Raw genomic sequence first — 17,258 nt, forward strand, 5'->3', positions numbered from 1 at the left:
ATGCGCCGCCTCGACCTGGAATTCCAGCCCCGGCGCAACAGCCCGTTGGCCTGGTCGCTGCTGGCCGTGGCGAGTGCCATGGTCGCCGGCCTGGTGCTGCTGCAACAAAGCTTGCAGGCCGAGCAGGTCGAAGTGGAGGCCAGCGTGCACAGCCTGGAGCAGCAACTGGGCCGTCGCCCGGCCACTGTCGCACCGCTGGGCAGCGCCGCCAGCCGCGAACAGGCCGAGCGCCTGGCGCAGATGCAAAGCGTGTCGCAGCAGCTGCAACGGCCCTGGCAGCAGCTGTTCGCCATGCTTGAAGCGCAACCCCAGGACGATGTGGCGCTGCTCAGCCTGGCCCCCGACGCGCGCAAAGGCCAGCTGCGCATCACCGCCGAGGCGCGCAACCTGGAAGCGATGCTGCAGTACCACCAGCGCCTGGAAGCCAGTGCCGAGCTCAGCGATGTGTCGCTGCTCAACCACGAGGTGCTGGCCGCGCAGCCCGAGCACCCGGTGCGCTTCACCCTCACCGCCACCTGGGAGACCGGCCATGCGCGCCCGTGAATCGCTGAACAGCCTGATCCTCCAGGAACGCCTGCGTCGCGTCGGCCCGGTCGGCCTGGCTGCAATTGCGGTGGGCCTGCTGGCCGTGGGCGTGCTGTGCGCCGGGGTGTTGCCGCAATGGCAGAACCTGCGCGAACTGCGCGCCGCTGAAGCGGACGCCAGCGTGCAGGTCGAGCGGGTCAGGCGTGGCGAACTGAAGATCGCCATCAAGCCCGAGCAGCAGGCCCTCGACAGCCTGCGCCAGCAACTGCCGGGGCAGCCCCGGGCCAGCGAGCTGATCGAGCGCCTGTACCACTTGGCCAGTGCCGAGCATATCAGCCTGGCGCGTGGCGAATATGCCCTGGGCATCGACCCCAGGACGCAACTGGCGCGTTACCAGATCGTGCTGCCGGTGCGCGGCAGCTACCCGCAGATTCGCGGCTTCCTCAGGGGCCTGCTCAAGCAGTTGCCGACCCTGGTACTGGAAGACCTGGAGCTGCAACGCAAACGCATTGGCGACAGCGAGCTCAACGCCCGCCTGCGCATGACCCTTTACCTGTCGAGGTCGTGATGAACACACAACGTGCTGTCATCTGGGTTGGCTTCCTCGGCGTGAGCGCGGCGCTGGCCTGGGCCCCGGGCCATTGGTTCGGCGAGGAAGACAGTGTTGCCCCCTTCGCGGGCAAACCCACTCCCACAAAATCGGCGGTATCCACGGTCCCTGTGGGAGCGGGTTTACCCGCGAAAGGGCCGGAACAAGCCTCAAGAGATCTCTTCCCAACCCAGCAATGGACCAAACCCCAGGCCCTGGCCACCGTCACCGAACAACCCGTGGTCACCGCACCCGCCGTAGCCGAAGCCCCGACTGCCCCGGCCCTGCCATTCCAGTTCATTGGCCGCATCGGCGACCGCGACGACCTGCAGATCTTCCTGCAGAGCGGCGAAAAACTCTACGTCGTGCGCCAGGGCGACGTGATCGAAGACACCTACCGCCTCGAACGGGTATCGGCCAGCGAGCTGCACCTGGTCTACCTGCCTTTGCATCAGTCGCAGACTTTGTCTGTAGGGAGCGCACCATGAAGTCGTCAAAGCTGTGCAAACCGGCTCCGTTCCTGCTAGTGGCGCTGTGCGTGGCCATTGCCGGCTGCGGCTCCAGCGCGGTACGCAAGGACAGCGACCAGCTGATGAAGGAGGGCCAGTACGAAGCCGGCATCGCCCGCCTGGAAGAAGCCCTGCGCGAGGACCCGCGTGACACCGAGCTGAACATCGCCCTGGCCCACAGCCGCCAGGCCGCGGTCGAAGCGCTGCTGACCCAGGCCGACGCCGACCGCATCCGCCACGACTTCGCCAGCGCCCGCATGGGCTATGGCCGGGTGCTGACCCTGGAGCCGAACAACCGCCGCGCCCAGGAAGGCATCCGCCAGCTGGAGCTGATCCGCACCCTCGACGAGCGCGTGGCGCTGGGCCAGGCGGCGCTGCGCCAGGGCGACCTGTTCGGTGCCGAGCGCTACATGCGCGAAGTGCTGCGCCTGGACCCGCAGAACCAGAAGGGCATTGCCCTGCGCAGCGACATCGAGAACGTGCAGGCGCGCACCGCGCAACCGTTCCCGCAGCTGCGCAGCAAGCTGGAGCGGCCGGTGACCCTGGAGTTTCGCGATGCCAACCTGAAGACCATCTTCGAGGTGCTGTCCCAGGTCGCCGGCATCAACTTCATCTTCGACAAGGACATGCGCCCGGACATGAAGGCCACCATCTTCGTGCGCGAGTTGCGCATCGAGGACGCCGTGGCGCTGCTGCTGGAACAGAACCAGCTGCGGCAGAAGATCGTCAACGAAAACACCCTGATGATCTACCCCGACTCGCCGCAGAAGACCAAGGACTACCAGGAACTGGTCATGCGCACCTTCTACCTGACCAGCATCGACTCCAACACTGCGCTGAACATGGTCAAGACCATGCTCAAGACCCGCGACGTGTTCGTCGACGAACGCCTCAACACCCTGACCATGCGCGACACTCCCGATGCCGTGCGCATGGCAGAGAAGCTGCTGCAGTCGCAGGACCAGTCCAACCCCGAGGTGGTGCTGGAAGTGGAGGTGATGGAAGTGGCCACTTCGCGCATCCTCGACCTCGGCCTGCAATGGCCCAACACCTTCGGCGTGCTGAGCTCCGACGGCCAGCCGGTGAGCGTGCTCGACCAGCTCAAGGGCATCGACTCCAGCCGCATCAGCATCGCGCCGGCACCGCAGGCCAAGATCAACGCCCAGGACAAGGACATCAACACCCTGGCCAGCCCGGTGATCCGCGTCAGCAACCGTGAGCAGGCGCGCATCCACATCGGCCAGCGGGTACCGATCATCAGCGCCACCTCGGTGCCGTCCACCCAGGGCCCGGTGATCACCGAAAGCGTCACCTACCTGGACGTGGGCCTGAAGCTTGAGGTGCAGCCCACCGTGCACCTGAACAACGAAGTGGCGATCAAGGTAGCTCTGGAGGTGAGCAACGCCACCCCGCTGGAAGCCACGCGCCAGGGCACCATCCCGGTCCAGGTCGACACCCGCAACGCCCAGACCACCCTGCGCCTGCACGATGGCGAAACCCAGGTGCTGGCCGGCCTGGTGCGCAACGACCACAACGCCAGCGGCAACAAGATCCCGGGCCTTGGCGACATTCCCGGTCTGGGCCGGCTGTTCGGCAGCAACAAGGATGACATGAGCAAGTCGGAGCTGGTGCTGGCGATCACCCCGCGCATCGTGCGCAACCTGCCGTACCAGAGCCCGTCGGACATGGAGTTCGCCACCGGCACCGAGTCGGCCATGCAGGTGCGGCAGATGGCGCCGTTGCCGCCGGCGGATGTGCCTGGCAATGCCCCGGCCACCGATGCCCCGGTGGTGGAAAGCCAGATGGCGATCGCCCCGGCCAAAGGGAGCCCGCGGCCATGATCGCGCAGCGCCGCATGCAGGGCTTCAGCCTGATCGAGGTGGTGCTGACCCTGGCACTGCTCGGGCTGCTTGCCAGCATGGCCGCGCCGCTGACCGAAACCGTGGTGCGCCGCGGCAAGGAACAGCAGCTGCGCGAGGCGCTGTACCAGATTCGCGACGCCATCGACGCCTACAAGCGCGCGTTCGATGCCGGCTACATCGAGAAGCGCCTGGACGCCAGCGGCTACCCGCCGAACCTGCAGGTGCTGGTCGACGGCGTGCGCGATGTGCGCAGCGCCAAGGGCGCCAAGTTCTACTTCCTGCGGCGCATCCCGCACGACCCGCTGGTGGCGGCCAAGGGTGAGGACGAAGGCGGGTGGGGGCTGCGCGCCTACGACAGCAGCCCCGACAACCCGCGCGAAGGCGAAGACGTGTTCGACGTGTATTCCAAGGCCCGCGGCAAAGGCCTGAACAACATCCCCTACGGGCAATGGTGACAGCCATGAAACGCAGCAAAGGCTTCACCCTGATCGAACTGCTGGTGGTGCTGGCGATCATCGCCACGCTGATGACCATCGCCATGCCGCGCTACTTCAACAGCCTGGAAAGCTCCCGCGAAGCCACCCTGCGCCAGAGCCTGGCGGTGCTGCGCGAGGCGCTGGACCACTACTACGGCGACACCGGCCACTACCCCGACTCGCTGGAGCAGTTGGTGGAGCAGCGTTACCTGCGCAACACCCCGATCGACCCGATCACCGAGCGCAGCGATGCCTGGCAGCTGGTGCCACCGCCCGAAGGCGTGGCCGGCGGCGTGGCCGATATCAAGAGCGGTGCCACAGGGAGGGCGCGCGATGGCAGCCTGTTCGCGGAATGGTAAGGCCGACGCCGGCTTCACCTACCTGGGCGTGTTGCTGCTGATTGCGGTCAGCAGCGTGGCCCTGGCCGCCACCGGCACGCTCTGGGCCAGTGCCGCCCAGCGTGACCGCGAACGCCAGCTGTTGTGGGTGGGCAGCCAGTATGCCCAGGCCCTGCGCAGCTACTACCGCGCCTCGCCGGGGCTGGCCCAGTATCCGCAGGAACTGGCCGACCTGCTGCAGGACAACCGCTTCCCGCAGGCCAGGCGGCACATTCGCCGGCTGTACCCAGACCCCATCACCAACAGTGACGATTGGGGCCTGCTGCGCTCGATCGATGGCCGCATCACCGGCGTGCACAGCCGCTCGGACGCCACCCCGTTCAAGCGCAGTGGCTTCAGCGCCGAATGGAGCGGTTTCGATGGGCTGGAACATTACAGCGACTGGCAGTTCGTCGCCGAGCAGGCCTTTACCGAAAGTGCCGGTGGCGTGCAGACCCATGCCGGCCCGGGAGACACGCCATGAGCCGCCTGGCCGCGCTGTGCCTGGGCCTGCTGCTGGTGGCAGTGCTGGCCACCTCGGCCAGGGCCGGGGACGAGGACGAGATGCAAGGCTTCATCGTCGACAACACCATCTCGCACATCGGCCACGACTTTTACTACTACTTCGCCGACCGCCTGCGCGCCACCAGCCGGCTTGATTTCAACCTGGTGGTGCGCGAACGCCCGGATGCCCGTTGGGGCAGCCTGGTCACCGTGGAATTCGAGCGTGAGGTGGTGTACCGCCGCTTCCTGCCGCCGAACACCACCGAGCTCAAGGACGAGGCCGTTGCAGCAGCCGACCTGGTCAAGCAGCAAATCATCCAACGCAAGTTGCAACGCCTGCTGCAGGACACCACCGATCTGGAGAGGGACGAGCTATGAAGTACCACATACCCCGTTGCATCGCCGCCTGCCTGTTTGCCAGCGCATGTGCCGTCCAGGCCACCGAGCTGGTGTACACCCCGGTCAACCCGGCCTTTGGCGGCAACCCGCTCAATGGCACCTGGTTGCTGAACAACGCCCAGGCGCAGAACGACTACGACGACCCCGACCTCAAGGACCGTTCCTCGGCCTTTACCGGCACCACGGCCCTGGAGCGCTTCAGCAACCAGCTGGAGTCGCGGATGTTGTCGCAGTTGCTGGACAACATCAGTAACGGCAACACCGGCAGCATGGCGACCGATGCGTTTCTCATCGACGTCATCGACGATTCCGGGGCCTTGAGTATCAAGGTCACCGATCGCGCCACAGGAGAAATTTCGATCATTGAGGTCAGCGGCCTGAACCCTTGAGGGGCAAGGCTATTTGTTGGGGAGAGAACACCATGAAACGTCTGCTGAGCACGCTGCTGATCCTCACCGCCCTGGGTCTGCACGGTTGTGGCCTGCGCGAACCGATGCCCGCCGAACAGGACTCGCAAACCCCGACCCTGACCCCCCGTGCGTCGACCTACTACGACCTGATCAACATGCCACGGCCCAAGGGCCGGTTGATGGCGGTGGTGTACGGTTTCCGCGACCAGACCGGGCAGTACAAGCCGACCCCGGCCAGCTCGTTCTCCACCAGCGTCACCCAGGGCGCGGCAAGCATGCTGATGGACGCCCTGAACGCCAGCGGCTGGTTCGTGGTGCTGGAGCGTGAAGGCCTGCAGAACCTGCTGACCGAGCGCAAGATCATCCGTGCTTCGCAGAAAAAGCCTGATGTACCGGAAAACATCATGGGCGAGCTGCCACCGCTGCAGGCCGCCAACCTGATGCTGGAGGGCGGCATCATCGCCTACGACACCAACGTGCGCAGCGGCGGCGAAGGTGCCCGCTACTTAGGGATAGACATCTCCCGCGAGTACCGGGTCGACCAGGTGACCGTGAACCTGCGCGCGGTGGACGTGCGCACCGGGCAGGTGCTGGCCAATGTGATGACCAGCAAGACCATCTATTCGGTCGGCCGTAGTGCCGGGGTGTTCAAGTTCATCGAGTTCAAAAAGCTGCTCGAGGCCGAGGTGGGGTACACCACCAACGAACCGGCGCAGTTGTGCGTGTTGTCGGCGATCGAGGCGGCGGTGGGGCATTTGCTGGCGCAGGGGATTGAGCGGCGGCTGTGGCAGGTGGCGGGAGATGCGGGGGAGGGGCAGGCTACGGTGGACAAGTACCTGAGCCAGAATCAACAGCCTGATTGAGCTTGAGGGCCTCTTCGCGGGTGAACCCGCTCCTACCGGTGTGTTGATATCCCGGTAGTAGCGGGTTTATCGTGGCGTCGAACCGCTGAGAAGAAGCCGGTGCAGATTACACAATCTATTGTTAATTTCCCACTGTGGTTTTAACAGTCTCGGACGTAAAGTTTAATATCGGTGTGATTTTGTGGGAGATTTGTATTGGTTGGAAAGAAATAACGTTTATTGTAGGTTACATCATGCAGCATAGGGTTGCTTTTCAATTTTAGTGATCTCAAATACATACTGTCATGAATGTATTGAGTGGCTTGTTTCACTGCATCCGGATAGGTTATCCAACCGGGGTTTCCTGGTGCTAGGGCGGCATTTGACTTTGTCACTATATGGTTGGCAATGAAGCCGATGGAATCGATGTTGTAGTTGACTGTAAGCTCGCCGACATATGCTTGCGTTACTTTTTTGCTTGCGTCTGAGAAATCCCGGGCGAGAGAATGTGTATTGCCATCTGCGGAGTGGCATATTTTTAGCTGGACGATGTCAATGTCGTCAAAGTTTATCAGGGATTTTCCAGTTGGATCTTTAAGCGCTTTCAGTTCATTATATAGTTTTTGTCCATCCCAGTAAGAATACCGTTTTAATGTCCGGCCGCCAGTAACTCTTGGGGCGCGATCAGCAATTTGTACTCGCGCTGTGACGCCGCCGTGTACGGTTGCTTTGGCAGGTGAACCATGAGCCATGACGATAAGCCGGGTAAGAGGGGCGGTGGATGTGAAGTCACACTGTAGTAAACTGGGGCCCAGCAAATAAGATTGTTCTTTCGCGACCGTTCGTAAATCGGTATCAGTAATGTGGTTGATGGCGTTCTCTACTGCGGCAGTGACAGCACGTCTGCTGCGAGACAGCTTCATTTGCAGAGAGTTAGTGTGATTGATAATGTCTGTAACGGTGTCTTGTATCTGCTTTTGCGCTTGACTGGCGGTATCCAATGCGGTTCGCGCACTGGCGCGATCCGCCTCGATTAGCTTAGCGGTTTCGGCGAGTGCTATTTTGTTTGCTTTCTTCGTGTTTTTAAAAGGATTTAGAGGTGTGAGTTGTTTGTAACAGGCTGGGCGATAGTTGTGCTTTTTTAAAAAGTCTAAAATGACATCGGTATTGGCACTGCTTTGATTAGGCATCTCATTGACGCGTTTTGTAATACGCGTCCAGTTGGCCCGAAGTTTCTCTACCTTGGCAATGGGGAGTGCCGCTGCTTGGACTGCAGTCTCGGCATCAATCAGATCTGCGATAAGTTTTGCAGTTTTGGTGTGATGGCTAGAGATAGCGGAGCTTATAGACTTCAGCTCCGCAATAGAGCTTTGTGCGGTTGTTAAAGCGTGCGATGCTGTGGCTTTAGCAATAGTTGCTATTACGTTGTCTACATCCAAGAGTGTCTTATTCAGGCGCTTAGTGCTTGCAGCCATTCGAGACAGGTTTTCCCCAAGGGATGCCTTTACATTAAAATCGTCGATCCCGATCCACAGGCCACCATTTCCACCTGGGTTGCTGGGGAACAGGATACTGGTGTTATCGAGGATATTTCCGCCCAATCGCTCAATGGTCATTCCAGATTGTGTTACGCCATTGTCAAGCGTGTTCGTGAGCGCAGTCGGCGTGGTCGGAAGCTTGGTGCAGAGGGCATGATAGGTCTGTGAGGATTTGAAGAGTGCTTTTAGGCCCCCCATTTTTATCGCGTTTCGCAGTTGAACCACTCCACGGCTTGCTCTGCGTACGACTCTGACCAGCCACAGCCCAGCTTTGCCAATACCTTTGGCGCCTGCATCAAGAAAATTGGCTGCCAGAGAACCCCACCCCAGTTTTTTTGAAAGATCCGGGTTAGTTTGCCGCAACGCCAGCTCTGCTGCGCCCAGGCCGAAACTTACAAGGCCAGCAGCAAGCAGTAATGCTCCAGCAGCACCACCCGTGATAACGGACAAGCCAACCGTTAATAGCATGCCGTAAGCGAGTAACGCCCATTCCCACCATGCAGCAGCTTCATGATGGGGTGGCTTGGTTTCGCTGATCATTTGATCCAATGAAAAAAGATTGGCCGATGCCTCCCTCCGGCTAATCATGATATGCCCGCTCGGGTCATGCCAATTTACGGGGTCACGACCTGCGCAGTAGGCCAGATTATTCAGCCCACCGTTTTCAAAGGGGCTGAGACTGTCGCTTTGGCAAAACGCCTGGTGACGGGGATTGTAGAACCTCGAGCCGAAGTGATAACAGCCTGTCACCGGGTCGACGCGTTGGCCATTGTAGCCAAGGCCACTGTTCAACTTGTTGAGGCGCTCCAGAGGGGCCTCACCCCAAGGGGTAAAGCCGACTGACTGACTTGACCAGAGTCCCGAGGCATTGAACGAGTACTCCTCGGCGCTGCTGTTTTGTGGATCCGGAAAAACATACAAGGTCTGACTGTCACCCGCTTCTTCGCCCATTTTGTGAAGCTGTACGATCAAGCCAGCCTCTTCATCAAATGTACGATAGCTTAAAGGTTGATTCTGGCTGTTCAACCAGACCTCGCCACCCAATTGATCATCGGTGTAATGCAGCACACGCCATTGCTGATTGGCGGCATCCCATTGCCCTGCTAGTCGGCCACTTTCATCGTACTCATAGGTCGTATCAGGTTGATTGTTCAGCGTCTGTGCAACAGACAGTAGTTGTCCTGTCTGGGTATACGTGAACTGGCTGTCGTTAATGTCGTTGAGTGCACTACCATTTTTATCGGTCTGAAAGGAGATGGAAGTGGGTGGTTGAGTACTTCCATCTTCACTGAAAAGCGCTACGGTCACACGGGTGCGCTGGGTGGGATGTGACGGGTCGTCATAAGCATACGCCCGCTGTTCGCCCGCGCCATCGATAAATGTCGTGGTGCAGGTAAGCAGGTTGCCAATAAAGTCATAGGTGTAAGCTTGTTCTCGAATGTGTTTGCCATTGATATCTTCAATCTCGAAACCTTCGGCTGCCTCCACCGTCCAGTGAGTAAGTTCGTTGCGTAGTTTGTCGTAGGAAAAATTTTCTGTGCGAGAGGGTTCGGTGTTTCCATTGCGGAACCATTCTTTTTTCGACAGTTGTCCGGTTTGTGACCAGCTAAGTTTATACCTGCTCTTGGTCGTGCCGTTCAAGCTGTAAATACGTTGAACTTCCCTGCCAAAATTATCGTAATCGTAATCGACAGTTAGCTGTTGTCCTTGTCGCAAGTCATCCACGGCCATACGCTTGACCGAACCCTGTGCAGTATAGAGATAGCGATATTCAAAGTGACCGCGGCGTACGCGGCTGCGCCGATTCCTCCCATCGGACCAGACTCGCTTGGCTGAACCATTCGCGAGTTGCACTTGCTCAACATTGCCACGCAGTGAGTGAAGGCTGCATTGCTCATGGGAAACGCCATGTGTCGTCCGGCGCCTGGTCAGGTTTCCAAGCAGTTGCGGGGATAACACCTCTGTGCTGATGCGAGTTTGCAGGTTGGCTCTATGAGCAGGCCGCTCTATGTGTATGGCTTTAGTGAATGCGTTGTAGGTAAACGACGCAATCATTCTTTTGCTGTTGGGGCGCTGCAGGTCGCTATGGAACCAGAAAACCGCGTTGCCATCTGCACTGCTCTCGTTCCACACCTGAATACCGTCTGGGCGCTGGTATCCATTGTCTTCGAATGTGAACGTGCGTAATGAGCCATTGGTGCCCACTGTAAGGGAACACGTTGTGCTGTTTGTTTCATCGAAGACTTGCTGTCCAAGTTGAACTTGCTGGCCGGATGGAGATTTGATGTAAATTCTAGTCGGTTTAGTGTTGAAGCCTTCGAAGGTCCAGGTTGTCGACGTGCCGTCAGGAGACGTTATCTTCGTACGCCGCCCCAGTTCGTCAAAGGTGCTTTTCCATTCCCGGGTTAAGTCGCCAATGGTTTCATTGATTTGTTCGCATTGCCCACGTGCATTAATTATTTTTTCAGTGACTACGCCGGCGGTCTGCATCTGCTGTTGCACATTGTCCCATGTGAGGTGCGACTCTCTGATGGTGACGCATCCGTTGTGATGGTTATGTTGTGTTACTTCCTGGCTGCGCAGTGTTCCAAGCAGTGGCGTGCCTGTAACGGATCTGGTTATTTGGTTTGTTGTTCCGTCTGTTTCGGTTTGCGTGTGCTGTTCGTTAATTTCCCAGAACCAATCCCGCAGTGCGCCAGACAAGCTCACCCCTTTGTTTTGAATGCACAGTCCACCTGCATGATAGTCGTAAGTGCAGCGTTCCAGAACCTCTCCAGAGGAACCATACGAAATTTCTTCAAGGCATACGAAGTCGTTGTCTTTATCGCAGACGTTGACCAGACGTTGCAATTCGCGGCGTACCGGGCGCTGAAGGCCATCGAGCAAAGTGCGCCCTTTGCGACCGTCTGGCCCAGTAGTTGTGACCCAGTTCCCCCCAGCCTCTTGACTCCACTGGTGATGAACGCCTGCCAGTCCGAGGCCATTAGCAAGGCCTGACTGGAAACAATTAGTGTCCCAAGCATAGACGGTACTGGTTAGCAATCGATCAAGTGAATCGTGCGAGCGATAGACCATTGTAGTTGGCCGGCCCAGCTCATCCTGTCTTGACTCACGGAGGATACGGCCGCTACGCCCCGAGCGTATCTGCTGAGTAACAATCGCCGTCAACTCCAGAGCGCCCAATTTCAAGGGCGACTCACCCTTTGTCCACAGCGTGCCGTTGAGGGAATCGACGGTTGTGGTTTCTTTTAATGTTTGAGTGTGGCGTGTTTCACTGTTTTTGTACCACCGTGTTGAGGTTGTCTCGGTCTTGCTCTGTACAGACCCACCGGAGTTTTCTATTTGTTGCAGACTAACCAGCAACCCTTCCCGGCCTGACGCTTTTGTGAGGGTCCACGGTGTGCTGGAAGTGTCTACCTCAACGCCCTCCAGGTTCAGAATGATGTCGGGAATCAACATACCTTGGCTGTCTCTGTTGGCACGACCGTAGCCAAACAAGGAAACACTGATGTCCGAGCGGCCTCCATCGGGGAACGTCACATAGTTGCACTGTGCAAGAAGCGGAGGGGATAGGGCATCAAAAATTTCTGGGCACGCAAGTGGTTGAGCCAAGGCGGATGTTTCACCTTGCTGAAGCCTGAAGCCTTTCAACAATTGGTTAAGCTTTGGAACCTGATCGCTTCGATCAGGCTTATCCGCACTGGCTTGGGTTGCGTAATAGCAAAGGTGCGTGGTCTGCCCATCATCGGTGACGGCTTTCGTAAGCAGTGCCGTATTCGCATCGTAGGTGAAATGTGTGGTTTCTTTCGATGCCCGCGTTTTGGCACTTTTGGCAGCGTGATCGAGATGAGTACTCATGATTGGCTCTCCGGTGTGACGCTTTTCGCATTGCGGTCGTTCAGGACCTGAGCGCGCAGGTCTTCAAATGTCACCGTTGTGCTTACTGGTTGAGTGGCCAACCGATAGATGACAGCCGGATCGGTGCTGGTGATCGCTTCTGGATAGGTATGGGTCGTCGTTTCGCGAGCAAGTCCCGGCGTTGTTTCAACGGTCTGAGTTTCGACCAAGAAGCCGTTGGTGAGCGTCCAGGTCCGTCGGGTAGACGGGCCATGATGATGGGTACCGGTTTCCAGGCTGCGGGTGCCGCTGAAGGTATCGCCTTCCTTCATTGCAAGTACGCTGGTATTACCGTCCCATTCCCAGATATATGTGATTGGGCGTTGCCCTGCGCCGGGCAACAAGGTATGGCGCACCACCCGGGAAAGCGGAATGATGCTGTTGCTGACGTCCCAGTCTTTCCACATTGGCGCGTAGCTCACGTACTCGAGTGAGCCATCATCCTCGGCTACGGAGCACAGCACGCGGTCCAGAACCGCTTCTCCCTCGTAGCCGAACACGACTGATTGTACTGGGGAGGCATCGCGCAGGCCCTGGCGTTTCAGTTGAATGAGCAGGCAGTCCTCGATAGTGAGGCTAACGGTATAGGCCTCATCGGTGTCCGGCCAGACGGTGAATTGGCTGGTGTAAGTGCCAGTTGCTGTGGGTGGTTCATGCACTGCCGTTAGCAACTGGATGGAGCCTTCAGCGATGGAGTGCAGGTGTACATGGCCTTTTCTTCCTTCCCATGACAGCGTCAGTGTGCTGCCTTGTGGTGCCGAAATCTGGCTGGGTGTCAGGATGAAGGCCTTGCGATCCATCTCGCTTTCAAGTTTGCCTATTTCGTCGAGTTTGCTTTGGAAGTTACTGCTCTGCTCGGTCGATAGCCCAGACTCGCGGAGCCATTTCTGCAGGTTTTCCTTGATCTTGCGAACCTTCAGAAGGAGCGCGTCTTTATAGTCCTTACTGGCTTCCTGACCGTCGTGGAGAGCGGGCCTGGTCAAGGTCTCTTGGCGGCCGGAGGGGTAGATCACTGTCAACGCTGTCAGGGAAGCAAAGCTGCCTGTGGCGCCTGTCAATGTGACTCCGTTGATGGCCAAGCGCTTGTTGCCTTTTGCCTTATCAATATGATCGGCGGTGAGCGTGATGGTTTGGCCGGTGTACAGCGTCAGCTTGTGTAAACGGTTATCCCAGGCGCTGAAGCGGAATGCCCAGCCATCTCCGAGAGCACTTTCGTTGGCGCGTGTGGCGCAGTAGTGAAGGTTGAGTTCTATCTCCGGTCCATTGCCCGATAACCCGCGGATTACAGCTACGGAATAATGTGCATGGAACAGCCCGGTCTTGGCATCGACACCGTTCTCACTGGCGCCGCTGACATCGTAAACCTCTGAACCTACGGTATTGGCGTAGTCTGCGCAGAGCGTGTCCTTGGGCTTGAAGTCTCGCCCAGTGTAGGGTTTCTGAATCATGAACGGAGCTTGGCCTACTCGTCGCCCTTCGGGAGTTAGGCTTCTACGCGTTGGTACGATGCCTGTTCGGCTGACGCTGCTTGCGCTGCAAATAACTTCGTTCGGTCTGATGTCGGAGGAGCGCGGAATGTAGAGTCGAAAACCACCGTTTGGTGCATTGGCATCGACGAGTAAGTCAGGTGCGAAATCTGAAGTGTAGGAAATGAATCGAATCCCTTTTTTAACAGCGCTTGCAGTGAGTTGCAGGTGAAGGTACTCGGCATTGACCTCATCGATGCGCCCCAACCGTGAGACGAGAGCTGCTTCATCCAGTAACTTGCAGATTTCAGCGATTCCAGGTGTCGCTAACAAGCCTGCAATTAGCTCTCGACTGCACTCATTTCCCTCAGGTGTGGCCGTAGCGTCATTCGTGTCTGCATCGCGGATATTATCTGACAGGTCTGATAAGCTCAGATCTTCTACGGAAAAATCTGCTCGGTCAATAATGAGATACTCAGGAAATTCCGAAAAGTTCTCATCCCTGGCAGGGGGTGTTATTTGTTTTTTTGCCAGCGCGTCGAGGCACTCAAGCACTAGATCAGCTTCTGCCGTCAACAAGGACGCGTCCTTGAAAGCGTGCAATATGTTGGCGAGATCGGGAGTATGCTCGCGCGCTTGAATGAGATGCCGAGTGTGCAGCCGATTGTTGCTTGCGAGTGAAAGAAGCTTCAGCGCGGCGGCAATAGGAAAGTAATCAGGGTTTGGCCTCGCAAAGGCGATAGTCATCTGATAGTCGTTACTTGAAACGCACTCGGTCCAATACGATGTTCCGCGAGATTCGCGCCAGGAATAATGCGGAGGTTGCGAGTTTGTACGTAATTGCCATACATCTTTTTGTGGGTAGGGTTCGTTGCCTCTTGAGAGCTTGGATGCTACCAGTGCAGGAACATTGGCCGAAGGTATGTAGAAGTCAAAGTCGGGGCGCTTCATCAGTTCGCGAGTAAACCGTTCGCGAGCTTCTCGTCGATTTACTTCTTTTCGATCTCGCTCGGTTAGAGGTTCATCACCAAAAGCGATCATGCTCGAAAAATGAGTGTGGTAGCTGGTCACATACGCCCGTTCTTCCTCTTTCAACCTGGCGTATTCTTCTGCTTCTTCCCACTGGAAATAATCGCGCACGAAAGTAAATTCAGGGTAAAGATCAGGAAGGCAGCGCGCGGCTGGGGTGGGTTCTTTTTCAATTTGACCGACAATCAGGACACTCTCCAACGCCTTAGGCAGCCACAGCGTGTGATTAGACAGATCCATTGCATCAATGACCGGCTGCGGATGTAGAGCATCCAGTGTGCCCCACCGCACGAATTGAGACCCAAGCTGCAAGGCCAATCCCCTGACCCATTGAGCGAGCGACTGGGTTTGCTCTGAATCCGCTGTGAACATCCAGGTTGAAACAGTCTGCTCGTTCCAGCGATCGGTAAGTGCCAAGGTCAAGCCTTGCTTATAATCCTGGTACAGCTGCTGAAGCGTGAGTTTTTGACCCGCCAGCGTTTCAAGCGCTGGCTCATAAGTGCCACCTAGGCTGGGAAGACCCTCTACAATGAATCTTGCAGGTAGTGGCAATAGCCACAGCCACCAACCGTCTGCTGAGTCCGGTTTGCCTTTGTGAGAATAAGCATCCCCGAGCCGTAGGCAATCTCCCAGTGCAGACGTCTGCAGCGTCTCGGCCAGTGAAAGGAGGCACGCTTGGGCATCAGACTCACCCTGCGGGACAGTGAAGCTGAGCGGCGATCCAGGCAACTGCGTGCTGCTGTATTGGTCGAGCATGTGAAACTTTATTTCCTGACCAGCCACTGGCGTAAAGGCACTCACTGCCCGATGCTTTCTGAATGACAGTGCGTCGAGTTCAACCGAAAGGTTGGACTGCTGAGGAATCCAAAGTGAGTTTCCGCTGGGCGCTGCAGTTAGGGTTACTCCATCTTCCGCTAACGCACCTGCTCGCAGCATCCCGTATTGGCTATTGGCATTGAGGTGCTGCTTGTTAATGAAGTCACAAAACCCGTTGATCCACGTACTTGAAGCGGCATTGTCCGTGGCAATTGAGTAGAGATGGGTTTCATACAGGCGTAGGGTCGTTCGGTCGCGCACTTGTACAGAGACAGTATCGCCCTCGGCGGGCGGATAATCAGGGAGGTTGCAGGCGATAACCTGATTGGCGGTGAAGGGGGCATTGGTGAACAGCCGGCAGTTATCCGCGTAGTACCATAGGCGGTTTAGCCTATGTTTTTCTGATGATTCCAGTCTTAAGAAGTCGGTGGTACGCAAAACTGTATCGGCTATTGCCATCCCGCCGGAATCTGCCAGATAACCCGCGCACATCCACTGGTTACCATCTGCCACTGCCAGCGTCGCATTGAGGGTTGAAAGAAACACCTTTGGCCAGCTTTCCAAGATGTTGTCGTCCGTCGTTGCCTGAGAGGACACAGTCTTGAGAATACGTCCATCGTGTTCACTGATGACCCAGGCTTTTACGCATTCGCCGGGTTTCAAATCGCGATCGGCTAGCAAAAAAACTGGGCTACACCACGTGTGAGCACCGCCACCGATCATGGTAGGCTCAAACCCCGTCATGTTGGGCAACATGTCGTTATTTAATGCACTGGCGGAAACAGCCCATTGTGCAGCCGGATATAATGCTTCAATTGTCTGCGCGTCTGAAGGCACGGGTTCGGCAGTGAGCTTGATGTCGGCCAGCGTGTAGACGGCTGCGATTTCGGACTCATCGATATCGACACTATCGTATGCTGCGAATTTTGCGATAGACTCGTGCTGCTGGCTCAGCGCGTCAAAGGTTTTTTTAAAGGGGATGCTGCAACCGAAAGTAATGCTGCCTGAATAAACGTCATGTGCGGTGACAAGGCCGAAATAGCCGTAGTGGCTGTCGGTTTTTTCCGGATCGCTTTCCAATAATACCAATAGTGGTCCGGTTTCAGTGGTCAAGTCATCGTGTTCGTAGACAGGCTTGACAGGTTTTGCCCCTGCTTCAAGCAAGGCATTAATCAGGTTTTTTCTTGCTGTACGCGCTTCCGTTACCGCATTGAAATCCGCTACGGCTGCCAGCGAATAAATTTTGCGGATGTGTTGAGTAGCGATGTAGATTTCGTCGTCAGGTGCACAGAAATAACTCAGGATGGGATATTTTTCCGCTAGCTCTGTTTTGACGTCCCGGAGCATTTTGTCTGTTGATACGGTGATGTGCTGTGCGTTTGACAGGAAAGGCGGGTTATTATCAAGATAACCCAGTAAACTATAGTTTTCCAGTTTTCGAAGAATAGGGTCGGTACGTTCGCCATGCGCATAATATCCCCAGGGGGTGTCGATGCTGTCATGGTGTTCCGCGAAATTTTCGATAGGGTGTTTAAGTTCAATCAGTACGGGTGTGTGGCTGGCGGAGATTCGCGCAAGTTCTCCAATGGTTTTTATCGAGGCTCCCGCTTCAATTATGCTAGATAGGAGCTCCTCGTAAACGGATTCATACTTTTCGTAAATTTCAGGGTTGCAGCTATAGAGCGTGATGACTTCGGGCGCAATGCCATGGATGTCCTTCAGAAGCTCCGTATGCGCTGGACCTAATGCGGAATCATCAAAAACAAAACGTTTGGGGTATTTTCGGCTGCTGTCCTGAGCGGCTGTAATCCCGTCGCTCTCCAGGCTCCAAAAAGTACTGTCGTTTGTATATAGGGCTCGAATTGTTATGTTATCGCCATTTTTTAGTTTGGCTTTCTCGATGACTTCTTTGTTGTAGCCTGTTTTTAATGTGTCTGAGAAACGGCCCATTGAACTATCCTTGATTATCACCATGGGTGAGAGGGCGTTAGGCCCGGTGTGAAAAGCTTTGATGCTCGG

12 protein-coding genes are annotated in these 17,258 nt (G+C 57.0%); 10 read left to right on the plus strand and 2 right to left on the minus strand.

Annotation, left to right across the window (positions count from 1 at the left end; genetic code table 11):
- Genes ABX298_RS22400 through ABX298_RS22445 form a run of 10 tightly spaced genes read left to right on the plus strand, consistent with a single transcriptional unit; the run spans position 1 to position 6,514 of the window.
- The gene (locus ABX298_RS22400; RefSeq protein WP_075045046.1) at positions 1-543 is read left to right on the plus strand and encodes a PilN domain-containing protein; all 543 of its coding nucleotides are present in this window, start codon (positions 1-3) and stop codon (positions 541-543) included.
- Entirely contained in the window at positions 530-1,093 is a 564-nt protein-coding gene (locus ABX298_RS22405; protein ID WP_025339367.1) for a GspMb/PilO family protein, read from the plus strand. Before ABX298_RS22400 ends, ABX298_RS22405 begins: the two co-directional genes overlap by 14 nt.
- Entirely contained in the window at positions 1,093-1,602 is a 510-nt protein-coding gene (locus ABX298_RS22410; protein ID WP_286101780.1) for a hypothetical protein, read from the plus strand. Before ABX298_RS22405 ends, ABX298_RS22410 begins: the two co-directional genes overlap by 1 nt.
- Positions 1,599-3,464, plus strand: coding sequence for a secretin N-terminal domain-containing protein (locus tag ABX298_RS22415; RefSeq protein WP_025339365.1), 1,866 nt, complete (start codon positions 1,599-1,601; stop codon positions 3,462-3,464). Before ABX298_RS22410 ends, ABX298_RS22415 begins: the two co-directional genes overlap by 4 nt.
- A complete protein-coding gene (locus ABX298_RS22420; protein ID WP_015270589.1) occupies positions 3,461-3,940 on the plus strand; it encodes a type II secretion system protein in 480 nt (159 codons plus the stop codon). The genes ABX298_RS22415 and ABX298_RS22420 overlap by 4 nt, the downstream gene beginning before the upstream one ends.
- Positions 3,941-3,945: 5 nt before the next feature.
- Positions 3,946-4,320 carry a type II secretion system protein gene (locus ABX298_RS22425; RefSeq protein ID WP_024087221.1) on the plus strand — a complete coding sequence of 125 codons (375 nt, stop codon included), beginning with the start codon at positions 3,946-3,948 and terminating at the stop codon, positions 4,318-4,320.
- The gene (locus tag ABX298_RS22430) at positions 4,295-4,822 is read left to right on the plus strand and encodes a type II secretion system protein (protein ID WP_013972856.1); all 528 of its coding nucleotides are present in this window, start codon (positions 4,295-4,297) and stop codon (positions 4,820-4,822) included. Before ABX298_RS22425 ends, ABX298_RS22430 begins: the two co-directional genes overlap by 26 nt.
- Positions 4,819-5,220, plus strand: coding sequence for a curli production assembly/transport protein CsgE (csgE, locus tag ABX298_RS22435; protein WP_013972855.1), 402 nt, complete (start codon positions 4,819-4,821; stop codon positions 5,218-5,220). The genes ABX298_RS22430 and csgE overlap by 4 nt, the downstream gene beginning before the upstream one ends.
- On the plus strand, positions 5,217-5,630 hold the full coding sequence (locus ABX298_RS22440) for a curli assembly protein CsgF (protein WP_075045050.1): 414 nt from the start codon (positions 5,217-5,219) through the stop codon (positions 5,628-5,630). Before csgE ends, ABX298_RS22440 begins: the two co-directional genes overlap by 4 nt.
- Positions 5,631-5,662: 32 nt before the next feature.
- Positions 5,663-6,514 (plus strand): CsgG/HfaB family protein, encoded by an 852-nt coding sequence (locus tag ABX298_RS22445; RefSeq protein WP_367393662.1) that lies wholly within the window; start codon positions 5,663-5,665, stop codon positions 6,512-6,514.
- Positions 6,515-6,654: 140 nt separating this feature from the next.
- Here the strand turns inward: ABX298_RS22445 and ABX298_RS22450 are convergent, their stop codons facing one another.
- Together ABX298_RS22450 and ABX298_RS22455 are read right to left on the minus strand one after the other, a co-directional pair.
- Positions 6,655-11,889: an RHS repeat domain-containing protein gene (locus ABX298_RS22450; protein ID WP_367393663.1), complete on the minus strand. Its 5,235-nt coding sequence runs from the start codon at positions 11,887-11,889 to the stop codon at positions 6,655-6,657.
- Positions 11,886-17,189 (minus strand): hypothetical protein, encoded by a 5,304-nt coding sequence (locus ABX298_RS22455; protein ID WP_317409182.1) that lies wholly within the window; start codon positions 17,187-17,189, stop codon positions 11,886-11,888. The genes ABX298_RS22450 and ABX298_RS22455 overlap by 4 nt, the downstream gene beginning before the upstream one ends.
- Positions 17,190-17,258: the final 69 nt, after the last annotated feature.

It is taken from the genome of Pseudomonas sp. X4, from assembly GCF_040784925.1.
GTDB classification, from domain to species: Bacteria; Pseudomonadota; Gammaproteobacteria; order Pseudomonadales; family Pseudomonadaceae; genus Aquipseudomonas; species Aquipseudomonas putida_Z.